The following is a 14,688-nucleotide window of genomic DNA, read 5'->3' on the forward strand; positions in this document are numbered from 1 at the left end:
GCATCTTCGAAGAAACCGGGACCGCCGCGATGAACGCTCCTTACGCTCCGCTCTTCCCTCTCGCCAAGGACGAGACCCCCTATCGCAAACTCTCCGACAAAGGCGTGCGCGTCGAAAAATTCGACGGCGAGGACATTCTCGTGGTCGAGCCGGAGGCCCTGCGGCTGCTCGCGGAAGCGGCGATGAGCGACATCAACCACCTTTTGCGCCCCGGCCATCTCGCCCAGTTGCGCAAAATCCTCGACGATCCGGAGGCGACCGGCAACGACAAATTCGTCGCCTTCGACCTGTTGAAAAACGCCAATATCGCCGCCGGCGGCGTGCTGCCCATGTGCCAGGACACCGGCACCGCGATCATTCTGGGAAAAAAAGGCCGGCGCGTCTTCACCAAGGGCGGCGACGAGGCGGCCCTGTCGCAGGGCGTCAAGGACGCCTATGAGAGGAAGAACCTGCGCTATTCGCAGCTCGCCCCGCTCTCCATGTTCGAGGAGAAGAACACCCGCACCAATCTCCCCGCGCAGATCGACATTTTCGAGGACGGCGAGGACGCCTACAAATTCCTGTTCATGGCCAAGGGCGGCGGCTCTGCCAACAAGACCTATCTGGTCCAGGGCACGCCTTCCATGCTGACCCACGACCGCCTGATGGAAGTGCTGAAGAAGCAGATTCTGGCGCTCGGCACCGCCGCCTGCCCGCCCTATCATCTCGCCATCGTCATCGGCGGGCTCTCCGCCGAACTGAACCTGAAAACGGTAAAACTCGCCTCGGCGCGCTATCTCGACAACCTGCCGACCGAGGGCGGCGAGGACGCTCACGCCTTCCGCGACCTCGAAATGGAGGCCGAAGTCCACAAGCTGACCCAGGACCTCGGCGTCGGCGCGCAATTCGGCGGCAAATATTTCTGCCATGACGTGCGCGTCATTCGTCTGCCGCGCCACGGCGCGTCCTTGCCGATCGGGATTGGCGTGTCCTGCTCGGCGGACCGTCAGGCTTTGGGCAAGATCACCAAGGACGGCGTGTTCATCGAGGAGCTGGAGCACGATCCGGCGAGATATATTCCTCAGGTCGATGAGGCGGCGCTGGGCGGCGCGGTGGTCAAGATCGACCTCAACCAGCCAATGAAGGACATTCTGGCGACCCTGACCGAACATCCGGTCAAGACAAGGCTCTCGCTGACCGGCACGATCATCGTCGCCCGCGATCTCGCCCACGCCAAAATTCGCGAACGGCTCGAAGCGGGCGAGCCGATGCCCGATTATCTCAAGAACCATCCGGTCTATTACGCCGGCCCGGCCAAGACGCCGCAAGGTTACGCCTCGGGCTCGTTCGGCCCGACCACCGCCGGGCGCATGGACGCTTTCGTCGACCTGTTCCAGGCGCATGGCGGTTCGATGGTCATGCTGGCCAAGGGCAATCGCTCGGCGCAAGTGACGGAAGCCTGCAAGAAGCACGGCGGCTTCTATCTCGGCTCGATCGGCGGCCCGGCGGCCCGCCTCGCCCAGGATTGCATCAAAAAGGTCGAAATCGTTGAATATCCCGAGCTCGGCATGGAGGCGATCTGGAAGATCGAGGTCGAGGATTTTCCCGCCTTCATCGTCGTGGACGACAAGGGCAATGATTTTTTCAAGGAGCTCAATCTGTCCTGAGGATATGGCATTTCCTGCCGAGGACGGCGCTCGAATTTGCCGAATACCCGGATTCCGCGGCGCTGGGGCGTCTGGACCGGTTGCAGGAGCCATGAAAGCCATTCATCGGCCGGGATAGATCTCGATTCGAACCCGGCCATGTGTCGCTTGCCGCCCATGTTTCCTCGGGGCGGCGTGGCGGCGCCTGTGCTTGCCTGGACTGGCGGCAGGACGCCGCCTCCCGCGCCAGACCTTGGCGTTGGACGCATTATCCGCTGACGGCGCTCCGGCGCCATCCGGCGGCGAAGCCTTGGCGCCGACGGCTGGCGGCGCCTTGGTGAAATGGCCCTGGTGGAACAGGGGACCGGAAGCGGCGAGGCAATTATTATAGGCGTCGGCGTCCTTGAACTTCGCGCATGAATCGGCGCTCGCGGCGGCGGGCGCGCCGACAAGAAGAAGAACGAGCAAGCACGCCGCGACGGCATGTTGAACGCGCGCGGGTTTGAACTTTCCTGCCGTTGAAGACGTTATCCATTGGTCCAAAAGAAGCGCGTGGCGAGCGAAAATCTTCCCCGCTCCACGCATCGACAAGACGAGGGGGGCCAGCCCATGAAAACCTTTGTAACGCTTTACAATTTCACCGATCAGGGACTGCATGCGATCAAGGATTCCGTCAAGCGCGCCGAAGCTGCGAAGATCGCCGCCGCCCAAAGCGGGGTCAAGATCAAGGACATTCTTTGGCTGCAAGGGCAATATGACCTCGTCGTTGTGGCGGAAACGCCGGACGACGCGGCCGCAAACGCCTTTTCGATCTCCATGCTCAAGGCCGGCAATCTGCGCGGGCAGACCTTGCGCGCCTTTACCGCGACAGAAATGGCGGAAATCCTGGAGAAGGTCGTATGACCAGGGCGAACGCGCGGCGGCAAGCCGCGCGCGCCCGCTCGGCTCACCTTTTGGCGGCGACAATTGAGAAAAACGCGCCCTGGGGGTCGAAACATTGCGCGATCCAGGCGCCGCCGGGAACCTCGGTCGGCTCGCGGGCGATCCTGCCGCCAGCCGTCGTCACCTTTTCGAGCGTCGCGTCGAGCGCGGCGACGGTGAAATAATAGTTCCAGAACGGATGCGGCATTTCGGGCGTACGCTTCATCATGCCGCCGACGGGCGCCCCGCCGGTCGCGAAGAGCTGATAGACGCCCATCGGGCCCATATCGAGCGCGTCGCCCTTGGTCCAGCCGAAACGGGCCGAATAGAAGGCGAAAGCCTTCTCGACATCGTCGGTGAAGAGCTCATGCCAGCCGACGTGGCCGACGGTCATCGGCGGCGCCTCCGGCGCCTCGATTCCGGTGAGATCGCGCCACAGAGCGAAAGGCGCGCCTTGCGGATCGCCGACCACCGCGAAACGGCCGATCTTTTCCAGGGTTTCCGGCGCGCGGAACAGTTGACCGCCGGTAGCGACAATGGCGGCGACATCCGCATCCACGTCGGGCGAAGTAACATAGCCGAACCAGGAGGGGCGCGCGCCCTGCGCCTTGGCCTCTTCCGGCAACAGCATCAGACCAGCGACCGCGGCGCCCTCGTGGAAGAACATGCGATAATCGCGCGTCGCATGGCCGGGCGCCGCGCAGGTCCAACCGAAGACGGCGTCGTAAAAGGCCTCCGCCGCATCGATGTCGCTCGTCAGAAGCTCAACCCAGCAGAATTTTTCCGCCATAGCGCCCTCCCTCCTCCATTCGGGCGGTCAGCCGCGCAGGATGGCGCCCGTCTTCTTGCCGGTCTCAGCGATCACTTTCGCCGCGACCGCTTCGATCTCGGCGTCGGTCAGCGTCTTTTCGCGCGGCTGCAGGGTGACGTTCAGCGCGACGGACTTCTTGCCCTCGGGAACGCCCGGCCCCTCATAAAGATCGAACACCCCGACATTGACGATCAGACTACGGTCCGCGCTCTGCGCCGCCTTGATAAGATCCGCCGCTTTCACATTCTTGTCCACGATGAAAGCGAAATCGCGCTCCACCGGCTGGAAGTCCGACAGCTCGAGTTTCGGCCGCGCCTTGGTCGGCTTGAGTTTGGGCGGGGGCAGGACGTCGAGCAGCAATTCGAAGGCGACCAGCGGGCCCGTGACATCGAAGGCCTCCAGCGTCTTGGGATGCAGCTCGCCAAACCAGCCGGCGATGTTGCGCGGGCCGAATTGCAGGGTCGCCGAGCGGCCGGGATGCAAAAAATCCGGCCCGCCGGGCACGATTTGCACGGCGCCGGCGGAAACGCCCAAAGCCGCCAGCAGCGCGAGAAGATCGGCCTTGGCGTCGAAGACATCGACCGGCGTAGCCTTCTCGCCCCAGTGACGCCCGGCGCCCGAGGGCTTGGCGGTTCCGCGGCGCAGGCCGGCCGCGGCGAGATATTGGCCGTCTTCTTCGTCGCTTTTGAAGATCTGGCCGACCTCGAACAAAGCCACGTCGCCAAGCCCGCGTGAAAAATTGGCCTTGGCGCCGGCGATGAGGCCCGGCAGCAGGCTAGGCCGCATGTCGGAGAGGTTGGCGGCGATCGGATTGGCGAGCGCCAGTTCCGGCGCGCCGCCGCCGAAAATTTCGGCCTCGGCCTTGCCGACGAAGGACCAGGTCACCGCCTCGACCATGCCGCGCGCGGCGAGCGCGCGCCGCGCCGTGCGCATGCGCTTCTGCAACAACGTCAGGACCGGCCCGGCGACGGCGGATGCGCGGTCGAGCGGGACCGAAGCGATGCGGTCGAGCCCAGCAAGACGCACGATTTCCTCGACCAGATCGGCCTTGCCCTCGATATCCGGCCGCCAGCTCGGCGCGCGGACATGGACATGATCGGAATTGGAGATCTGCCCCGCGACCGAAAAGCCGAGCTTTTCGAGCGCCCCGACCATTTCGCTTGCGTCGAGCTGCAGGCCGGTCAGGCGCTCGACCTCGCTTAGGGGGAAGTCGATGCCGGCAGGATGCGCCGGGACCCTGCCGGCGACGGCGATCTCCGACGGCTCGCCGCCGCACATCTTCAGCACGAGTTCCGTCGCAAACTCCAGCCCGGGCAAGGCGAAATCCGGATCGACGCCGCGCTCGAAGCGATAGCGCGCATCCGAGACGATGCCGAGCTTTCTGCCCGTCCGGGCGATATTGTTGGGATCCCACAAGGCCGATTCGATCAGCACGTCGGCCGTGTTCTCGTCGCAGCCCGAGGCCTCGCCGCCCATCACGCCGGCGAGCGATTCGACTTGCATGTCGTCGGCGATGACCACGACGTTCTCATCCAGCGCATAGACGCGGCCGTCGAGCGCCAGCAGGCTTTCGCCTGTTTTGGCGCGGCGCACGACGAGGTCGCCCGCGACCTTGCCGGCGTCGAAAACATGGAGCGGCCGGCCGCGATCAAAGGTGAGGAAATTGGTGATGTCCACCAAAGCGTTGATCGGGCGCAAGCCGACGCTTTTCAGCCGCTTCTGCAGCCAGTCGGGGCTCGGGCCGTTCTTCACGCCGCGCACGAGGCGCAAGGCGAAGAGCGGCGCGAGATGGGCGTCCTCGCGGGCAAAATCCAGCTTCGCCCCGACGGGACAGGGAAATTTGCCGGGAATCGGCGCGCCGGGCTCGCCCTTCAACCGGCCGAGACCGGCGGCGGCGAGGTCGCGGGCGACGCCATAAACGCTGGCGGCGTCGGCGCGATTGGGCGTGAGATTGATCTCGATCAGCGGATCGTCGAGCCCGGCGAATGCCGCGAAAGCCACGCCGACCGCGGCGTCGGGCGCAAGCTCGAAAATGCCCGAGGAATCGCCGTCAAGCCCGAGTTCTTCCGGCGAGCACATCATGCCGGCCGATTCGACGCCGCGGATCACGCCTTTGGACAGGGTGAAATTCTTGGCCGGAATATAGGCCCCCGGCGGCGCGAACACCGTTTTCAGCCCGGCGCGGGCGTTGGGCGCGCCGCAGACCACCTGCAGGGCCGGGCCGTCGCCTGTGCTGACCTGGCAGACCTGAAGCCGGTCGGCGTTGGGATGGGGCGCGGCGCTGAGGATTTCGGCGATCCTGAACACGCCAAGCGTCTCGGCCGGATTTTCGACGCGCTCGACCTCAAGCCCGATGCGGGTCAGGGTTTCGACGATCGTTGCGAGCGAAGCTTCGGTGTCGAGATGCTCTTTCAGCCAGGAGAGGGTGAATTTCATAATCTTGTCTCGAAATTAACCTGTCCGTCATTGCGAGGAGCGAGGTGACGAAGCTATCCATGGGCAGGAACGGAAGTGGACTGCTTCGCTTCTCTCGCAATGACGAAACAGGACGATCAGCTCGAAAGCCCGCCGGCCAGGGTCGGCAGGTCGAGCGGGCGGAATCCGTAATGCGACAGCCAGCGCACGTCGGCCTCGAAGAAGGCGCGGAGGTCGTTCATGCCATATTTCAGCATGGCGATGCGGTCGATGCCCATGCCCCAGGCGAAGCCCTGGAACTCGTCGGGATCGAGGCCGCAATTGCGCAGCACATTGGGGTGAACCATGCCGCAGCCCAATATTTCCAGCCAGTCGTCGCCCTCGCCGAAACGCATCTCGCCGCCTTTCCGCGAGCACTGAATGTCCACTTCGGCGGAGGGTTCGGTGAAGGGGAAAAAGCTCGGGCGGAAGCGCATCTTGACATTCGGCACCTCGAAGAAAGCCTTGCAGAATTCTTCGAGGATCCATTTGAGATGGCCCATATGGGCCTTGCGGTCGATCACCAACCCCTCGACCTGATGGAACATCGGCGTGTGGGTCTGGTCGGAATCGCAGCGATAGGTGCGGCCAGGGCAGACCACCCGGATCGGCGGCGGGTTTTTCAGCATGGTGCGCACCTGCACCGGCGAGGTATGGGTGCGCAGCAATTTGCGCGAGCCATCCTCCTTGCTGTTGAAAAAGAAGGTGTCGTGCATTTCGCGCGCCGGATGGCCGGGCGGAAAATTCAGCTTGGTGAAATTGAAATCGTCGCTTTCGATATCCGGTCCCTCGGCGATCGAGAAACCCATATCGGCGAAGATCGCGGTCAGCTCGTCCATCACCTGGCTGATGGGATGGATCCGGCCGGTCTCCAGCGCGGAAGGTCGCGTCGGCAAAGTCACGTCGAGCGTTTCGGCTCCGAGCCGCGCGGCGAGCGCCGCCTCTTTCAGGACATTCCTGCGCAGGCTCAGCGCCTCGCCGACCTTGTCTTTCAGGGCGTTGATCTTCGCGCCCTCGCTTTTGCGCTCCTCCGGCGACATTTTGCCGAGCGTCGCGAGCAAGGCGGAAATCGAGCCCTTCTTGCCGAGCGCCGCGACGCGGACGGATTCCAGCGCGGCTTCGTCGGCCGAGGCTTCTATTTGCGCGAGGGTCTCGCTTTCGAGTTGGCTGAGATCAGACATGGAAAGTCCCGAGAATTGATTGCCCGGGGTAATGCCACGCGAGAGCAGCGAGGCAAAGCAAAAAAGCCCGCCATCGCTGGCGGGCTTTGAAATCGAGCTCGAAAGCTTACGCCGCGGCCGGAAGGGCGGCTTTCACCTTCTCGACGATCGCCTGGAAGGCCGCCGGCTCCTTGATGGCCAGTTCCGACAGGACCTTGCGGTCCACTTCGACGCCGGCCCTGGCGAGGCCGTCGATGAAGCGGCTGTAGGTCAGGCCGAATTCCCGCACGGCGGCGTTGAGGCGCTGGATCCACAGAGCGCGCATGGTGCGCTTCTTGGCGCGACGGTCGCGCGTCGCATATTGCATCGAGCGATCGACGGCCGCCTTGGCGGCGCGGATGGTGTTCTTGCGGCGGCCATAGAAACCCTTGGCGGCCTTGAAAACTTTCTTGTGCTTGGCGTGCGAGGTGACGCCGCGTTTGACGCGAGCCATGGATGATCTCCAGATAAATCAGGTTGCGGTTTGGCTGAGATCAGCCGTTGGGCAGGAAGAACTTCTTCACGTTATCCCCGTCGGTCTTGAAGAGGACATTGGTGCCGCGAAGGTTGCGAATCTGCTTGTTGGTCCGCTTGATCATGCCGTGGCGCTTGCCGCGCTGGGCGTAGACCACCTTGCCTGTGCCGGTGATCTTGAAGCGCTTTTTCGCGCCGGATTTGGTCTTCAACTTGGGCATTTGGCTCTCTCGATTGTTGGTGCGCGCAAAGCGCGCGGCATGGCCCGAAGGCCTTCCCTCTTGCGAGCGAAACAATCCGCCACGGCAGCCCTTTTACTCGCCGGTCGGATTGAACCGGCGCTTATAAGTGCAAAGAGCCGGATTTGGCAAGGGGGAAGCCTTTGCCGACGCCCATGCTTCGGGCCCGGCGTCTCGGGCGCGCGCCCTGACGGAGGCCGCTTCCGGACATCGTCGCGCTGGTGGGCCGGGCAGGACTCGAACCTGCAACCAGACCGTTATGAGCGGCCGGCTCTAACCATTGAGCTACCGGCCCCACCGGGCCCGGATCGGCCCCCGCCTGTTTAGACCGATTTTCGCGCGGGTTGCAACGCGCCTGTCGCGCGAGCGCCTTGCTGCGGCGCGGAAAAAACCTATCTATTGGCCGTCGCGCCAAAGAACGCCTGAATTCGGCGCGAGAAGAGGCTCTCATGACGTCAAAGGCTTTCAAGGTCTCGCACACCGACGCGGAATGGCGCGCCCGCCTCACGCCGGAGCAATATGACGTGCTGCGCGGTCACGGCACCGAGCGCCCGGGCTCCTGCGCCCTCAATCATGAGAAGCGCCGTGGCGTCTTCCGCTGCGTCGGCTGCGGGCAGGACCTGTTCCGCTCAGGCGAAAAATTCGACAGCGGCACTGGCTGGCCGAGCTTTTTCGAGCCGCTGCCGGACGCGATCGAGACCAGCCGGGACGCCAGCCATTTCATGATCCGCACCGAGGTCCATTGCAGCCAATGCGGCGGCCATCTGGGCCATGTCTTCGACGACGGCCCGCCGCCCACCCATCTGCGCTATTGCATCAATGGCGTGGCGCTGGATTTTCATCCGGACTGAGACGCTAAACCAAGGCCGCTCTGGCGATTTTTCGCAAAAGCGGTTATGAGCGCGGCAAGGAAGGGCTCCCATCAGCTTCAGGGACATTCAATGCGCAAGGTTGTCGGCGCCAAACTGCACGGAATCCACGTGACGGACGCCAATATCGACTATCACGGCTCGATCACGCTCGATCCGGATCATTGCGAGGAAGCGGGGATTCTGCCGCTGGAATTCGTCGAGATCTGGAACAAGAATTCCGGCGCGCGCATCTCGACTTACGTCATTCTGGGCGAGCGCGGCTCCCGCTGCTGCATCCTGAACGGCGCGGCGGCGCGCACCTGCCAGCCGGGCGACCAGATCATCATCTGCAGCTCGATCTATATCGATGCGGATGAAATTCCCTCGCTGCGGCCGAAGGTCCTCGCCTTCGACCGCGACAACAGGGTCATCGACCGGCTGTCCTATCACGTCGATGTCGATGAAACCGGGCGCTACCGCTTCTCCATCCGCGACGAGAACGGCGCCGCGCAGCCCATCCCGCTGAAGGCCAAGACAGTCTGACCTTTTCGCGAGGCCGGCGGCCCGCAAGGCGAAATGGCGAAAAATCCGTTTTCGCCTGACGGCGCCGCTATTTAACCCGCCAGATTCCGCCGCAGGCCGCGCCGTCGCGGAGGAAGCCGCAGGAGTGAAAGATGACCGCAAAATTGTCGTTGCCCAAGGACAAGATCAAAATCCTGCTGCTCGAAGGCGTCCACCCGTCCGCGGTCGAGCTGTTCCGCTCCGCCGGCTATGAAAATGTCACCCGCCTGACCAAGGCGCTCGACGGCGCCGAATTGCGCGAGGCGCTGCAGGGCGTGCATATGGTCGGCATCCGCTCGCGCACCAAGCTCAAGGAAGAGGTTTTCGAGGCCGCCGACCGGCTCATCGCAGTCGGCTGCTTCTGCATCGGCACCAATCAGGTTTCGCTGCCCTCCGCGCGCATCCGCGGCATTCCGGTGTTCAATGCGCCCTTCTCCAACACCCGCTCGGTCGCCGAACTGACGATCGGCGAGATCGTCATGCTGATGCGTCGGATTTTTCCGCGCTCGGTTTCGGCCCATGAAGGCGGCTGGGACAAAAGCGCGACCGACAGCACCGAAGTGCGCGGCAAGACGCTCGGCATCGTCGGCTACGGCAATATCGGCGCCCAATTGTCCACGCTCGCGGAAGCCATGGGCATGCGCGTGATCTATTTCGACATCATCGACAAGTTGCGCCACGGCAACGCCGAGCCCCGCGCCACATTGAACGAGCTCCTGGCCCAGGCGGACGTGGTGAGCCTCCATGTGCCCGAGACCCCCCAGACCAAGAACATGATGGGCCAGGCCCAGTTCCGCGCAATGAAAAAAGGCGCCTATTTCATCAACAACGCCCGCGGCACGGTCGTGGATGTGGACGCGCTGGCGCAGGCGCTGAAGGACAAGCATCTTCGCGGCGCCGTCGTGGACACATTCCCCAAGGAGCCGGCGGGCAATGGCGATAAATTCGTCTCGCCCCTCCAGGGCCTCGACAATGTCATCCTCACCCCCCATATCGGCGGCTCGACCGAAGAGGCGCAGGAGCGCATCGGCGGCGAGGTCGCGCGCAAGCTGATCGATTATTCCGATATCGGCTCGACGCTCGGCGCGGTGAATTTCCCGCAGGTTCAATTGCCCGAGCGCCCGCAGGGCACGCGCTACATGCATGTCCACCGCAATGTGCCGGGCATGATGGGCAAGCTCAACGACATTTTCGCCGCGCGCGGCATGAACATCGCTTCGCAATATCTGCAAACCGACGGTGAGGTCGGTTATGTGGTGATCGAGGCCGACGGCGCGCACGAGGATTGCGAACAGGCGCTTGAGGAAATCCGCGCCCTCGACGGCACGATCCGCGCCCGCATCATCTACGAGCGCAGCGCCGCGGTGCGGTAAAAGTCCAAGCAGGTTTTCCGAAAAGCGGCCGCCGGTTTTCGGACACACATCCTGCCAAACCAAACGAAACTCTGGGAGAATTCTTTGGCTTGCCAAGGAATTCTCCCAGAGGCGCCGTCGACCTGACGACGCCGATATTCCCTGTCGCCTATTTCTGCTTGGCGATGATCTGGTCCTTGATCCCGTCATAGACCGATTTCGACAGAATCTTCTTCTGCACCAGATCGTCCTTGCCCTTGTAGGGGCGTCCGGCGACGATCGCCTTGGCGCGGACTTCGCCGACGCCCTTGAGCGCCTGCAATTGCTGGAGGCTGGCGGAATTGATGTCGAGCAGCGCCGGTTTGGCCATCACGGCTGCCGCGGGCGCCGGTTTGGCCGGCGCTTCGGCAAAAACGGGCGCGGCCAGCGCCACAAGGGCGGTGGCGACGAGAAGGCGCAAAGTTTTTTTCATGGAAATTTCCCTTCCTGCGAGGGCGAATCGGAGCGGTCTGGCGACGTTGCCCGGCAAAGGCTTCACCATCCGCAATTCCGCGTCAACTTGGACGGATCGACGCAAAAATTTTCGCCGCGCGCTTGCCCGAAGGCGATGTCGTCAGTATGGTCCGCCCCCGACATCGGCCATGTCATTGGGGCGTCGCCAAGCGGTAAGGCAGCGGATTTTGATTCCGCCATACGTAGGTTCGAATCCTGCCGCCCCAGCCACCCATTCCACGAATCCGCAGACTTTGCCGGACCTCCCGCAGAGGCCCGCATTCCGCGGGGGTTTGCGAGGTCGGAGATCGGAGACCGACCAAGAACGGGTCTCTGAGCGGCCATCTCGGGGTCCGGTCTCCAATGCCGATTTTCCAATCTCCGGAATTCTGTAAATGAGGAGGTCGAGACCGGTTCGCGATTCCCGGAGACCGGTTCGCATCTCCTGGAGTAAGGGGGGATCAAACACCATTGAGGGCGACGCGCCGCGCCGCGACGGCTCAGCAGCTTGCTACGGCAATGGGGTGGGGTCAGGCCAGTCCGATCGCAGCTTCTTGTTCGGGCCAATTCAATGACAGCGCCCGGGCCAGGCTCGAGACCGTAAGGTTGGCTGGCGCGCGGCTGTCAGCGATGGCTTTCACGATGCGGGGCGACAGGTAGGCGAGCGGAGCCAGGAAGCGGACATGACGCTCGGCCAAGCCTTCTCGGCTCGAGATCGTCGTGAAGTCGATCGTTGGATCCCGAAGGATGGCGTCGATCCAGCTTTTTGACCTAGCTATCGCGGTCAGCAGAGCGGCGCGCGTCGCCTCGTCCATCGGCTGTGGTTCCGTCGGCGCTTGGACGATTCCTTTTACAGGCTGCTGCGTCGGGCTGAACGGCACGAAGATGTTGTTCGCCTCGGCGGCGGGTTCCTGATCGCGGCCGTCTTCGACGCGGATTGTGACTTCGATGCTGTCGCGGCGGATGGTCGCCGCGGCGAGGTGGGCGTCGATGATCTGCCGGTCCTCAGACTGCGCGCCATTTTCGATCGCCGTCCTTAGCGCCTCGACGACCAGCTTCTCGACTTCCGGCGCCGATACGCGGGATACGCAGCCCGCGTCCGCCTTGCGGCCTTGCAGCACCACGTTGGAGACATAATAGCGATACCGCACGCCCTTTTTGTTGGCGTGGGTCGGGGACATCAGGTTACCCCGGTCGTCGAAAAGCTTCCCCGTCAGGAGATGCGGGGACCGAGACCTTCGCGTCCTTTGCTCGACGCCCTGATCTTTGAGACGCTGCTGCACCGCTTCGAACAGGTCGCGATCGAGGATCGGCTCGTGCTCGCCAGGGTTCACTTCGCCCTGGTACACGACCTCTCCAATGTAGAAGCGATTCTTTAGAAGATGAGCGAGCGGGCCGACGCGATAGCAGTCGGCTTGAACCGTCCGGCCGTTCGCCAGCTGCCGCGGCTTTGGTCTTTGGCCTTCCGCATTGAGATGGGCGGCCAGTTTCGCGATGGAGCCGAGTTCCAGATAATCGGCGAAGATTTTGCGGACGAGGCCCGCCTCTTCTTCCACAACCTCCAGCTTCTTGTGGATGCTGCGATAGCCGAGGGGGACGGGGCCCCCGACCCAAAGGCCCTTTCGCTTTGAGGCGGCGATCTTGTCCCGAACCCGCTCGCCGATCACCTCCCGCTCGAATTGGGCGAAGGAGAGCAGGACGTTGAGCGTCAATCGGCCCATGCTGGACTTGGTGTTGAAGCTCTGGGTGACGGACACGAACGAAACGTCATGTTCGTCAAAGAGTTCGACGAGCTTGGCGAAATCGGCTAGCGCTCGGGTTAGCCGGTCGACCTTGTAGACGACGATGACGTCGACCTGCCGCGCCCGGACCCGGTTCAACAGGTCCTGCAGGGCTGGGCGCTCAAGCGAGGCGCCGGACAAGCCGCCGTCATCAAACCGGTCCCTGACCAACGACCAGCCCTCATGCGCCTGGCTTTTTATATAGGCTTCGCAGGCTTCCCTCTGGGCGTCGAGCGAGTTGAAGGCGAGATCGAGGTTATGCTCGGTCGACTTGCGAGTATAGATCGCGCAAAGCTGGCGTTTCGGCGGGACGGTCTTCATGGCGCGCCTCCGGACTTTGGCAACGCCATGCGCACGCTGGACTGACGGCCAGACCGCTTGCCGACTCTTGGGTCATTCAGCGGCAAAGCGTTATCGGCTCCGCCGTCCAAGCCCGCGGCGACGCCTGAGGCATTGGAACCGGCGCTCTCCTTTGCGCGGAGGCCGAAAAACCTCGGGCCGTTCCAGCTTGTGCCCGTGATCTTCTTGGCGATGATCGACAGGCTGCCGAAAGTCTTGCCTCGCCAGCAGAAGCCTTCGGGCGTGACCAGCACCTCGTGCAGCACGCCTTTATGCTCGCGTACGATGACCGAACCGATCTTGACCCGCCGAGGCGGCTCGGCGCCGCGCTTCAGCAACGAGCGCAACAGGCGAGCTGTAAACGGGTTGAGGCCGCCGTACGCATCTTCCTGCATGCGATAGGCGATGGCGCGCGCCAGAAGGTCTTTGGAGAATGGGCGCGGCGGCTCGGAACCGAACGTCTTGAGCCATTCCGAGCGAAGTTCGGCGATGTTCATCGCCGCAACACGGGCGATCGCTTTCTCGACGTCATCGGCCGGCTCTGCGACCGGCCGGACGATCTGTTCGTGGTCCGGCATGGTCAGGACGCAGCGGAAGACGATGCGCCAATAATCCGATAGGCGGATTCGCCGCCCTCAGCCTTTGAGCGCTCGATCGTATATCCGCGCTTGCGCAGGCCCGTGAGCGCCGCGCGCGTGGTATGCGGCAGCCAGCCGGTCGCCAAGTTCAGGGCGTCAAGCGACGCGCCGTGCTTTCCGCTCAACATCCCGATGACCAGCGCCTGCTTCGAGCCGGCGCGTGGCGCTGCGGCGGTGGACGACGATGCCATAGCCTTTGCGGCTCCGTAACCTTTTGCCGACGTCGGGCGTTTGCCCGCGTTCCCGCGAACGGCGGCGATGGAGGCGCCCTGATCGCCGTTCTCCTCGACGCCGATCGCATTGCGACCGGCCTTCGTGATCACCAGGCTGATCGGGCGTCCGTTCTCATCCTCGCGCCAGACAGGCATTCCAGGTTTCGCCTTCACTTCCCGCATCAGCTTGCGGGCGACCAGGCTCGATCCAACCTTGGAGGCGGCGGCCCTATTCAGCTTCGCGGGAATTTCCGCCAGCCCATCGTCGCGCGCCGCCGCGCCCGACAAGACGATCAGTTGCGTATCGGTAAGCTTCGCCATGATTTTACTCCGCGTTCTGCGACAGCTCCCGCTGTCACCAGCACAACCCCGCAATGGCCTCATTGACCAGCAGGGCGGCGCACCTCATGGCCGGCGCGCAGCCACACTACCGCTCTGTTTGCAGGAGAAGTCCAGTCGGTTCTGGCAGGGCGTTTCAAGTCCGCTTCGCGGGAAGGCGCCGTCATGATGGAGTCGTTATTTCACGGCGGCGAATGACGCCGGTAGTGGGAAAAAGCAACGGCTGCCCTCCGAAATCAGAGGCCAGGGGTTCCAATCCCTTCTGGTACGCCTTTAATATCAATATGTTAGCTTGTATGTTGCGGCTGAGTGTATTGGTAGCGTCCACGAAGGTGGTGGAGATTTCTGAGTGAAGCCGGCGGGCGGAGCTCCGCTTAGCGGAGCCCGCCGGCGGGCCGGG

At 63.4% G+C, this 14,688-nt stretch carries 15 protein-coding genes and 2 tRNA genes; 6 read left to right on the forward strand and 11 right to left on the reverse strand.

All coding sequences use genetic code 11. The features are described 5' to 3' along the window. The first annotated feature begins 29 nt into the window (after window positions 1–29). The gene (locus tag K2U94_RS00675) at window positions 30–1,646 is read left to right on the forward strand and encodes a fumarate hydratase (protein ID WP_243065372.1); all 1,617 of its coding nucleotides are present in this window, start codon (window positions 30–32) and stop codon (window positions 1,644–1,646) included. A gap of 102 nt (window positions 1,647–1,748) precedes the next feature. On the opposite strand, the gene K2U94_RS00680 is transcribed toward K2U94_RS00675, so the two are convergent. After that, window positions 1,749–2,093 carry a hypothetical protein gene (locus K2U94_RS00680; RefSeq protein WP_243065373.1) on the reverse strand — a complete coding sequence of 115 codons (345 nt, stop codon included), beginning with the start codon at window positions 2,091–2,093 and terminating at the stop codon, window positions 1,749–1,751. A gap of 141 nt (window positions 2,094–2,234) precedes the next feature. Between K2U94_RS00680 and K2U94_RS00685 the strand changes: the two genes are divergently transcribed. After that, window positions 2,235–2,528, forward strand: coding sequence for a GYD domain-containing protein (locus tag K2U94_RS00685; protein WP_243065374.1), 294 nt, complete (start codon window positions 2,235–2,237; stop codon window positions 2,526–2,528). Window positions 2,529–2,571: 43 nt separating this feature from the next. Here K2U94_RS00685 and K2U94_RS00690 read toward each other — a convergent pair whose 3' ends face one another. The 6 genes from K2U94_RS00690 to K2U94_RS00715 form a co-directional block, all read right to left on the reverse strand. Next, complete coding sequence (locus K2U94_RS00690; RefSeq protein WP_243065375.1) at window positions 2,572–3,336, reverse strand: VOC family protein; 765 nt, start codon at window positions 3,334–3,336, stop codon at window positions 2,572–2,574. A 27-nt stretch (window positions 3,337–3,363) separates the two neighbouring features. Continuing rightward, entirely contained in the window at window positions 3,364–5,793 is a 2,430-nt protein-coding gene (gene pheT, locus K2U94_RS00695; RefSeq protein WP_243065376.1) for a phenylalanine--tRNA ligase subunit beta, read from the reverse strand. A 116-nt stretch (window positions 5,794–5,909) separates the two neighbouring features. Then, window positions 5,910–6,992 carry a phenylalanine--tRNA ligase subunit alpha gene (pheS, locus tag K2U94_RS00700; RefSeq protein WP_243065377.1) on the reverse strand — a complete coding sequence of 361 codons (1,083 nt, stop codon included), beginning with the start codon at window positions 6,990–6,992 and terminating at the stop codon, window positions 5,910–5,912. Between the two features lie 106 nt (window positions 6,993–7,098). Beyond that, window positions 7,099–7,464, reverse strand: coding sequence for a 50S ribosomal protein L20 (rplT, locus tag K2U94_RS00705; protein WP_243065378.1), 366 nt, complete (start codon window positions 7,462–7,464; stop codon window positions 7,099–7,101). Between the two features lie 40 nt (window positions 7,465–7,504). Beyond that, the gene (gene rpmI, locus K2U94_RS00710) at window positions 7,505–7,705 is read right to left on the reverse strand and encodes a 50S ribosomal protein L35 (protein ID WP_243065379.1); all 201 of its coding nucleotides are present in this window, start codon (window positions 7,703–7,705) and stop codon (window positions 7,505–7,507) included. Window positions 7,706–7,942: 237 nt separating this feature from the next. Further along, window positions 7,943–8,018: transfer RNA gene (locus K2U94_RS00715), tRNA-Ile, on the reverse strand. 154 nt (window positions 8,019–8,172) lie between these two features. On the opposite strand from K2U94_RS00715, the gene msrB reads away from it, so the two are divergent. The 3 genes from msrB to serA all read left to right on the forward strand — a co-directional run bounded on the left by msrB (window position 8,173) and on the right by serA (window position 10,508). Then, a complete protein-coding gene (gene msrB / locus K2U94_RS00720; protein ID WP_243065380.1) occupies window positions 8,173–8,574 on the forward strand; it encodes a peptide-methionine (R)-S-oxide reductase MsrB in 402 nt (133 codons plus the stop codon). 90 nt (window positions 8,575–8,664) lie between these two features. After that, on the forward strand, window positions 8,665–9,117 hold the full coding sequence (gene panD, locus K2U94_RS00725) for an aspartate 1-decarboxylase (protein WP_243065381.1): 453 nt from the start codon (window positions 8,665–8,667) through the stop codon (window positions 9,115–9,117). Between the two features lie 131 nt (window positions 9,118–9,248). Beyond that, a complete protein-coding gene (gene serA, locus K2U94_RS00730; protein ID WP_243065382.1) occupies window positions 9,249–10,508 on the forward strand; it encodes a phosphoglycerate dehydrogenase in 1,260 nt (419 codons plus the stop codon). 148 nt (window positions 10,509–10,656) lie between these two features. Here serA and K2U94_RS00735 read toward each other — a convergent pair whose 3' ends face one another. Further along, window positions 10,657–10,959 carry a ComEA family DNA-binding protein gene (locus K2U94_RS00735; RefSeq protein WP_243065383.1) on the reverse strand — a complete coding sequence of 101 codons (303 nt, stop codon included), beginning with the start codon at window positions 10,957–10,959 and terminating at the stop codon, window positions 10,657–10,659. A 176-nt stretch (window positions 10,960–11,135) separates the two neighbouring features. Between K2U94_RS00735 and K2U94_RS00740 the strand changes: the two genes are divergently transcribed. Continuing rightward, window positions 11,136–11,210, forward strand: a tRNA-Gln gene (locus K2U94_RS00740). 299 nt (window positions 11,211–11,509) lie between these two features. On the opposite strand, the gene K2U94_RS00745 is transcribed toward K2U94_RS00740, so the two are convergent. The 3 genes from K2U94_RS00745 to K2U94_RS00755 are packed head-to-tail and all read right to left on the reverse strand — an operon-like array spanning window position 11,510 to window position 14,237. Then, the gene (locus K2U94_RS00745) at window positions 11,510–13,081 is read right to left on the reverse strand and encodes a recombinase family protein (RefSeq protein ID WP_243065384.1); all 1,572 of its coding nucleotides are present in this window, start codon (window positions 13,079–13,081) and stop codon (window positions 11,510–11,512) included. After that, the gene (locus tag K2U94_RS00750; RefSeq protein WP_272884830.1) at window positions 13,078–13,677 is read right to left on the reverse strand and encodes a DUF2924 domain-containing protein; all 600 of its coding nucleotides are present in this window, start codon (window positions 13,675–13,677) and stop codon (window positions 13,078–13,080) included. Before K2U94_RS00750 ends, K2U94_RS00745 begins: the two co-directional genes overlap by 4 nt. Window positions 13,678–13,679: 2 nt before the next feature. Continuing rightward, complete coding sequence (locus K2U94_RS00755; protein WP_243065386.1) at window positions 13,680–14,237, reverse strand: DUF3489 domain-containing protein; 558 nt, start codon at window positions 14,235–14,237, stop codon at window positions 13,680–13,682. Window positions 14,238–14,688: the final 451 nt, after the last annotated feature.

This window comes from Candidatus Rhodoblastus alkanivorans, from assembly GCF_022760755.1.
Taxonomy (GTDB): domain Bacteria; phylum Pseudomonadota; class Alphaproteobacteria; order Rhizobiales; family Beijerinckiaceae; genus Rhodoblastus; species Rhodoblastus alkanivorans.

Bases quoted from the DNA above. Each gene is read 5' to 3' on its own strand.
- msrB (WP_243065380.1), top strand. From the start codon at position 8,173: ATGACGTCAAAGGCTTTCAAGGTCTCGCACACCGACGCGGAATGGCGC.
- serA (WP_243065382.1), top strand. From the start codon at position 9,249: ATGACCGCAAAATTGTCGTTGCCCAAGGACAAGATCAAAATCCTGCTG.
- K2U94_RS00675 (WP_243065372.1), top strand. From the start codon at position 30: ATGAACGCTCCTTACGCTCCGCTCTTCCCTCTCGCCAAGGACGAGACC.
- K2U94_RS00750 (WP_272884830.1), bottom strand. From the start codon at position 13,677: ATGCCGGACCACGAACAGATCGTCCGGCCGGTCGCAGAGCCGGCCGAT.
- pheT (WP_243065376.1), bottom strand. From the start codon at position 5,793: ATGAAATTCACCCTCTCCTGGCTGAAAGAGCATCTCGACACCGAAGCT.
- K2U94_RS00735 (WP_243065383.1), bottom strand. From the start codon at position 10,959: ATGAAAAAAACTTTGCGCCTTCTCGTCGCCACCGCCCTTGTGGCGCTG.
- K2U94_RS00685 (WP_243065374.1), top strand. From the start codon at position 2,235: ATGAAAACCTTTGTAACGCTTTACAATTTCACCGATCAGGGACTGCAT.
- rplT (WP_243065378.1), bottom strand. From the start codon at position 7,464: ATGGCTCGCGTCAAACGCGGCGTCACCTCGCACGCCAAGCACAAGAAA.
- K2U94_RS00745 (WP_243065384.1), bottom strand. From the start codon at position 13,081: ATGAAGACCGTCCCGCCGAAACGCCAGCTTTGCGCGATCTATACTCGC.
- pheS (WP_243065377.1), bottom strand. From the start codon at position 6,992: ATGTCTGATCTCAGCCAACTCGAAAGCGAGACCCTCGCGCAAATAGAA.
- panD (WP_243065381.1), top strand. From the start codon at position 8,665: ATGCGCAAGGTTGTCGGCGCCAAACTGCACGGAATCCACGTGACGGAC.
- rpmI (WP_243065379.1), bottom strand. From the start codon at position 7,705: ATGCCCAAGTTGAAGACCAAATCCGGCGCGAAAAAGCGCTTCAAGATC.
- K2U94_RS00690 (WP_243065375.1), bottom strand. From the start codon at position 3,336: ATGGCGGAAAAATTCTGCTGGGTTGAGCTTCTGACGAGCGACATCGAT.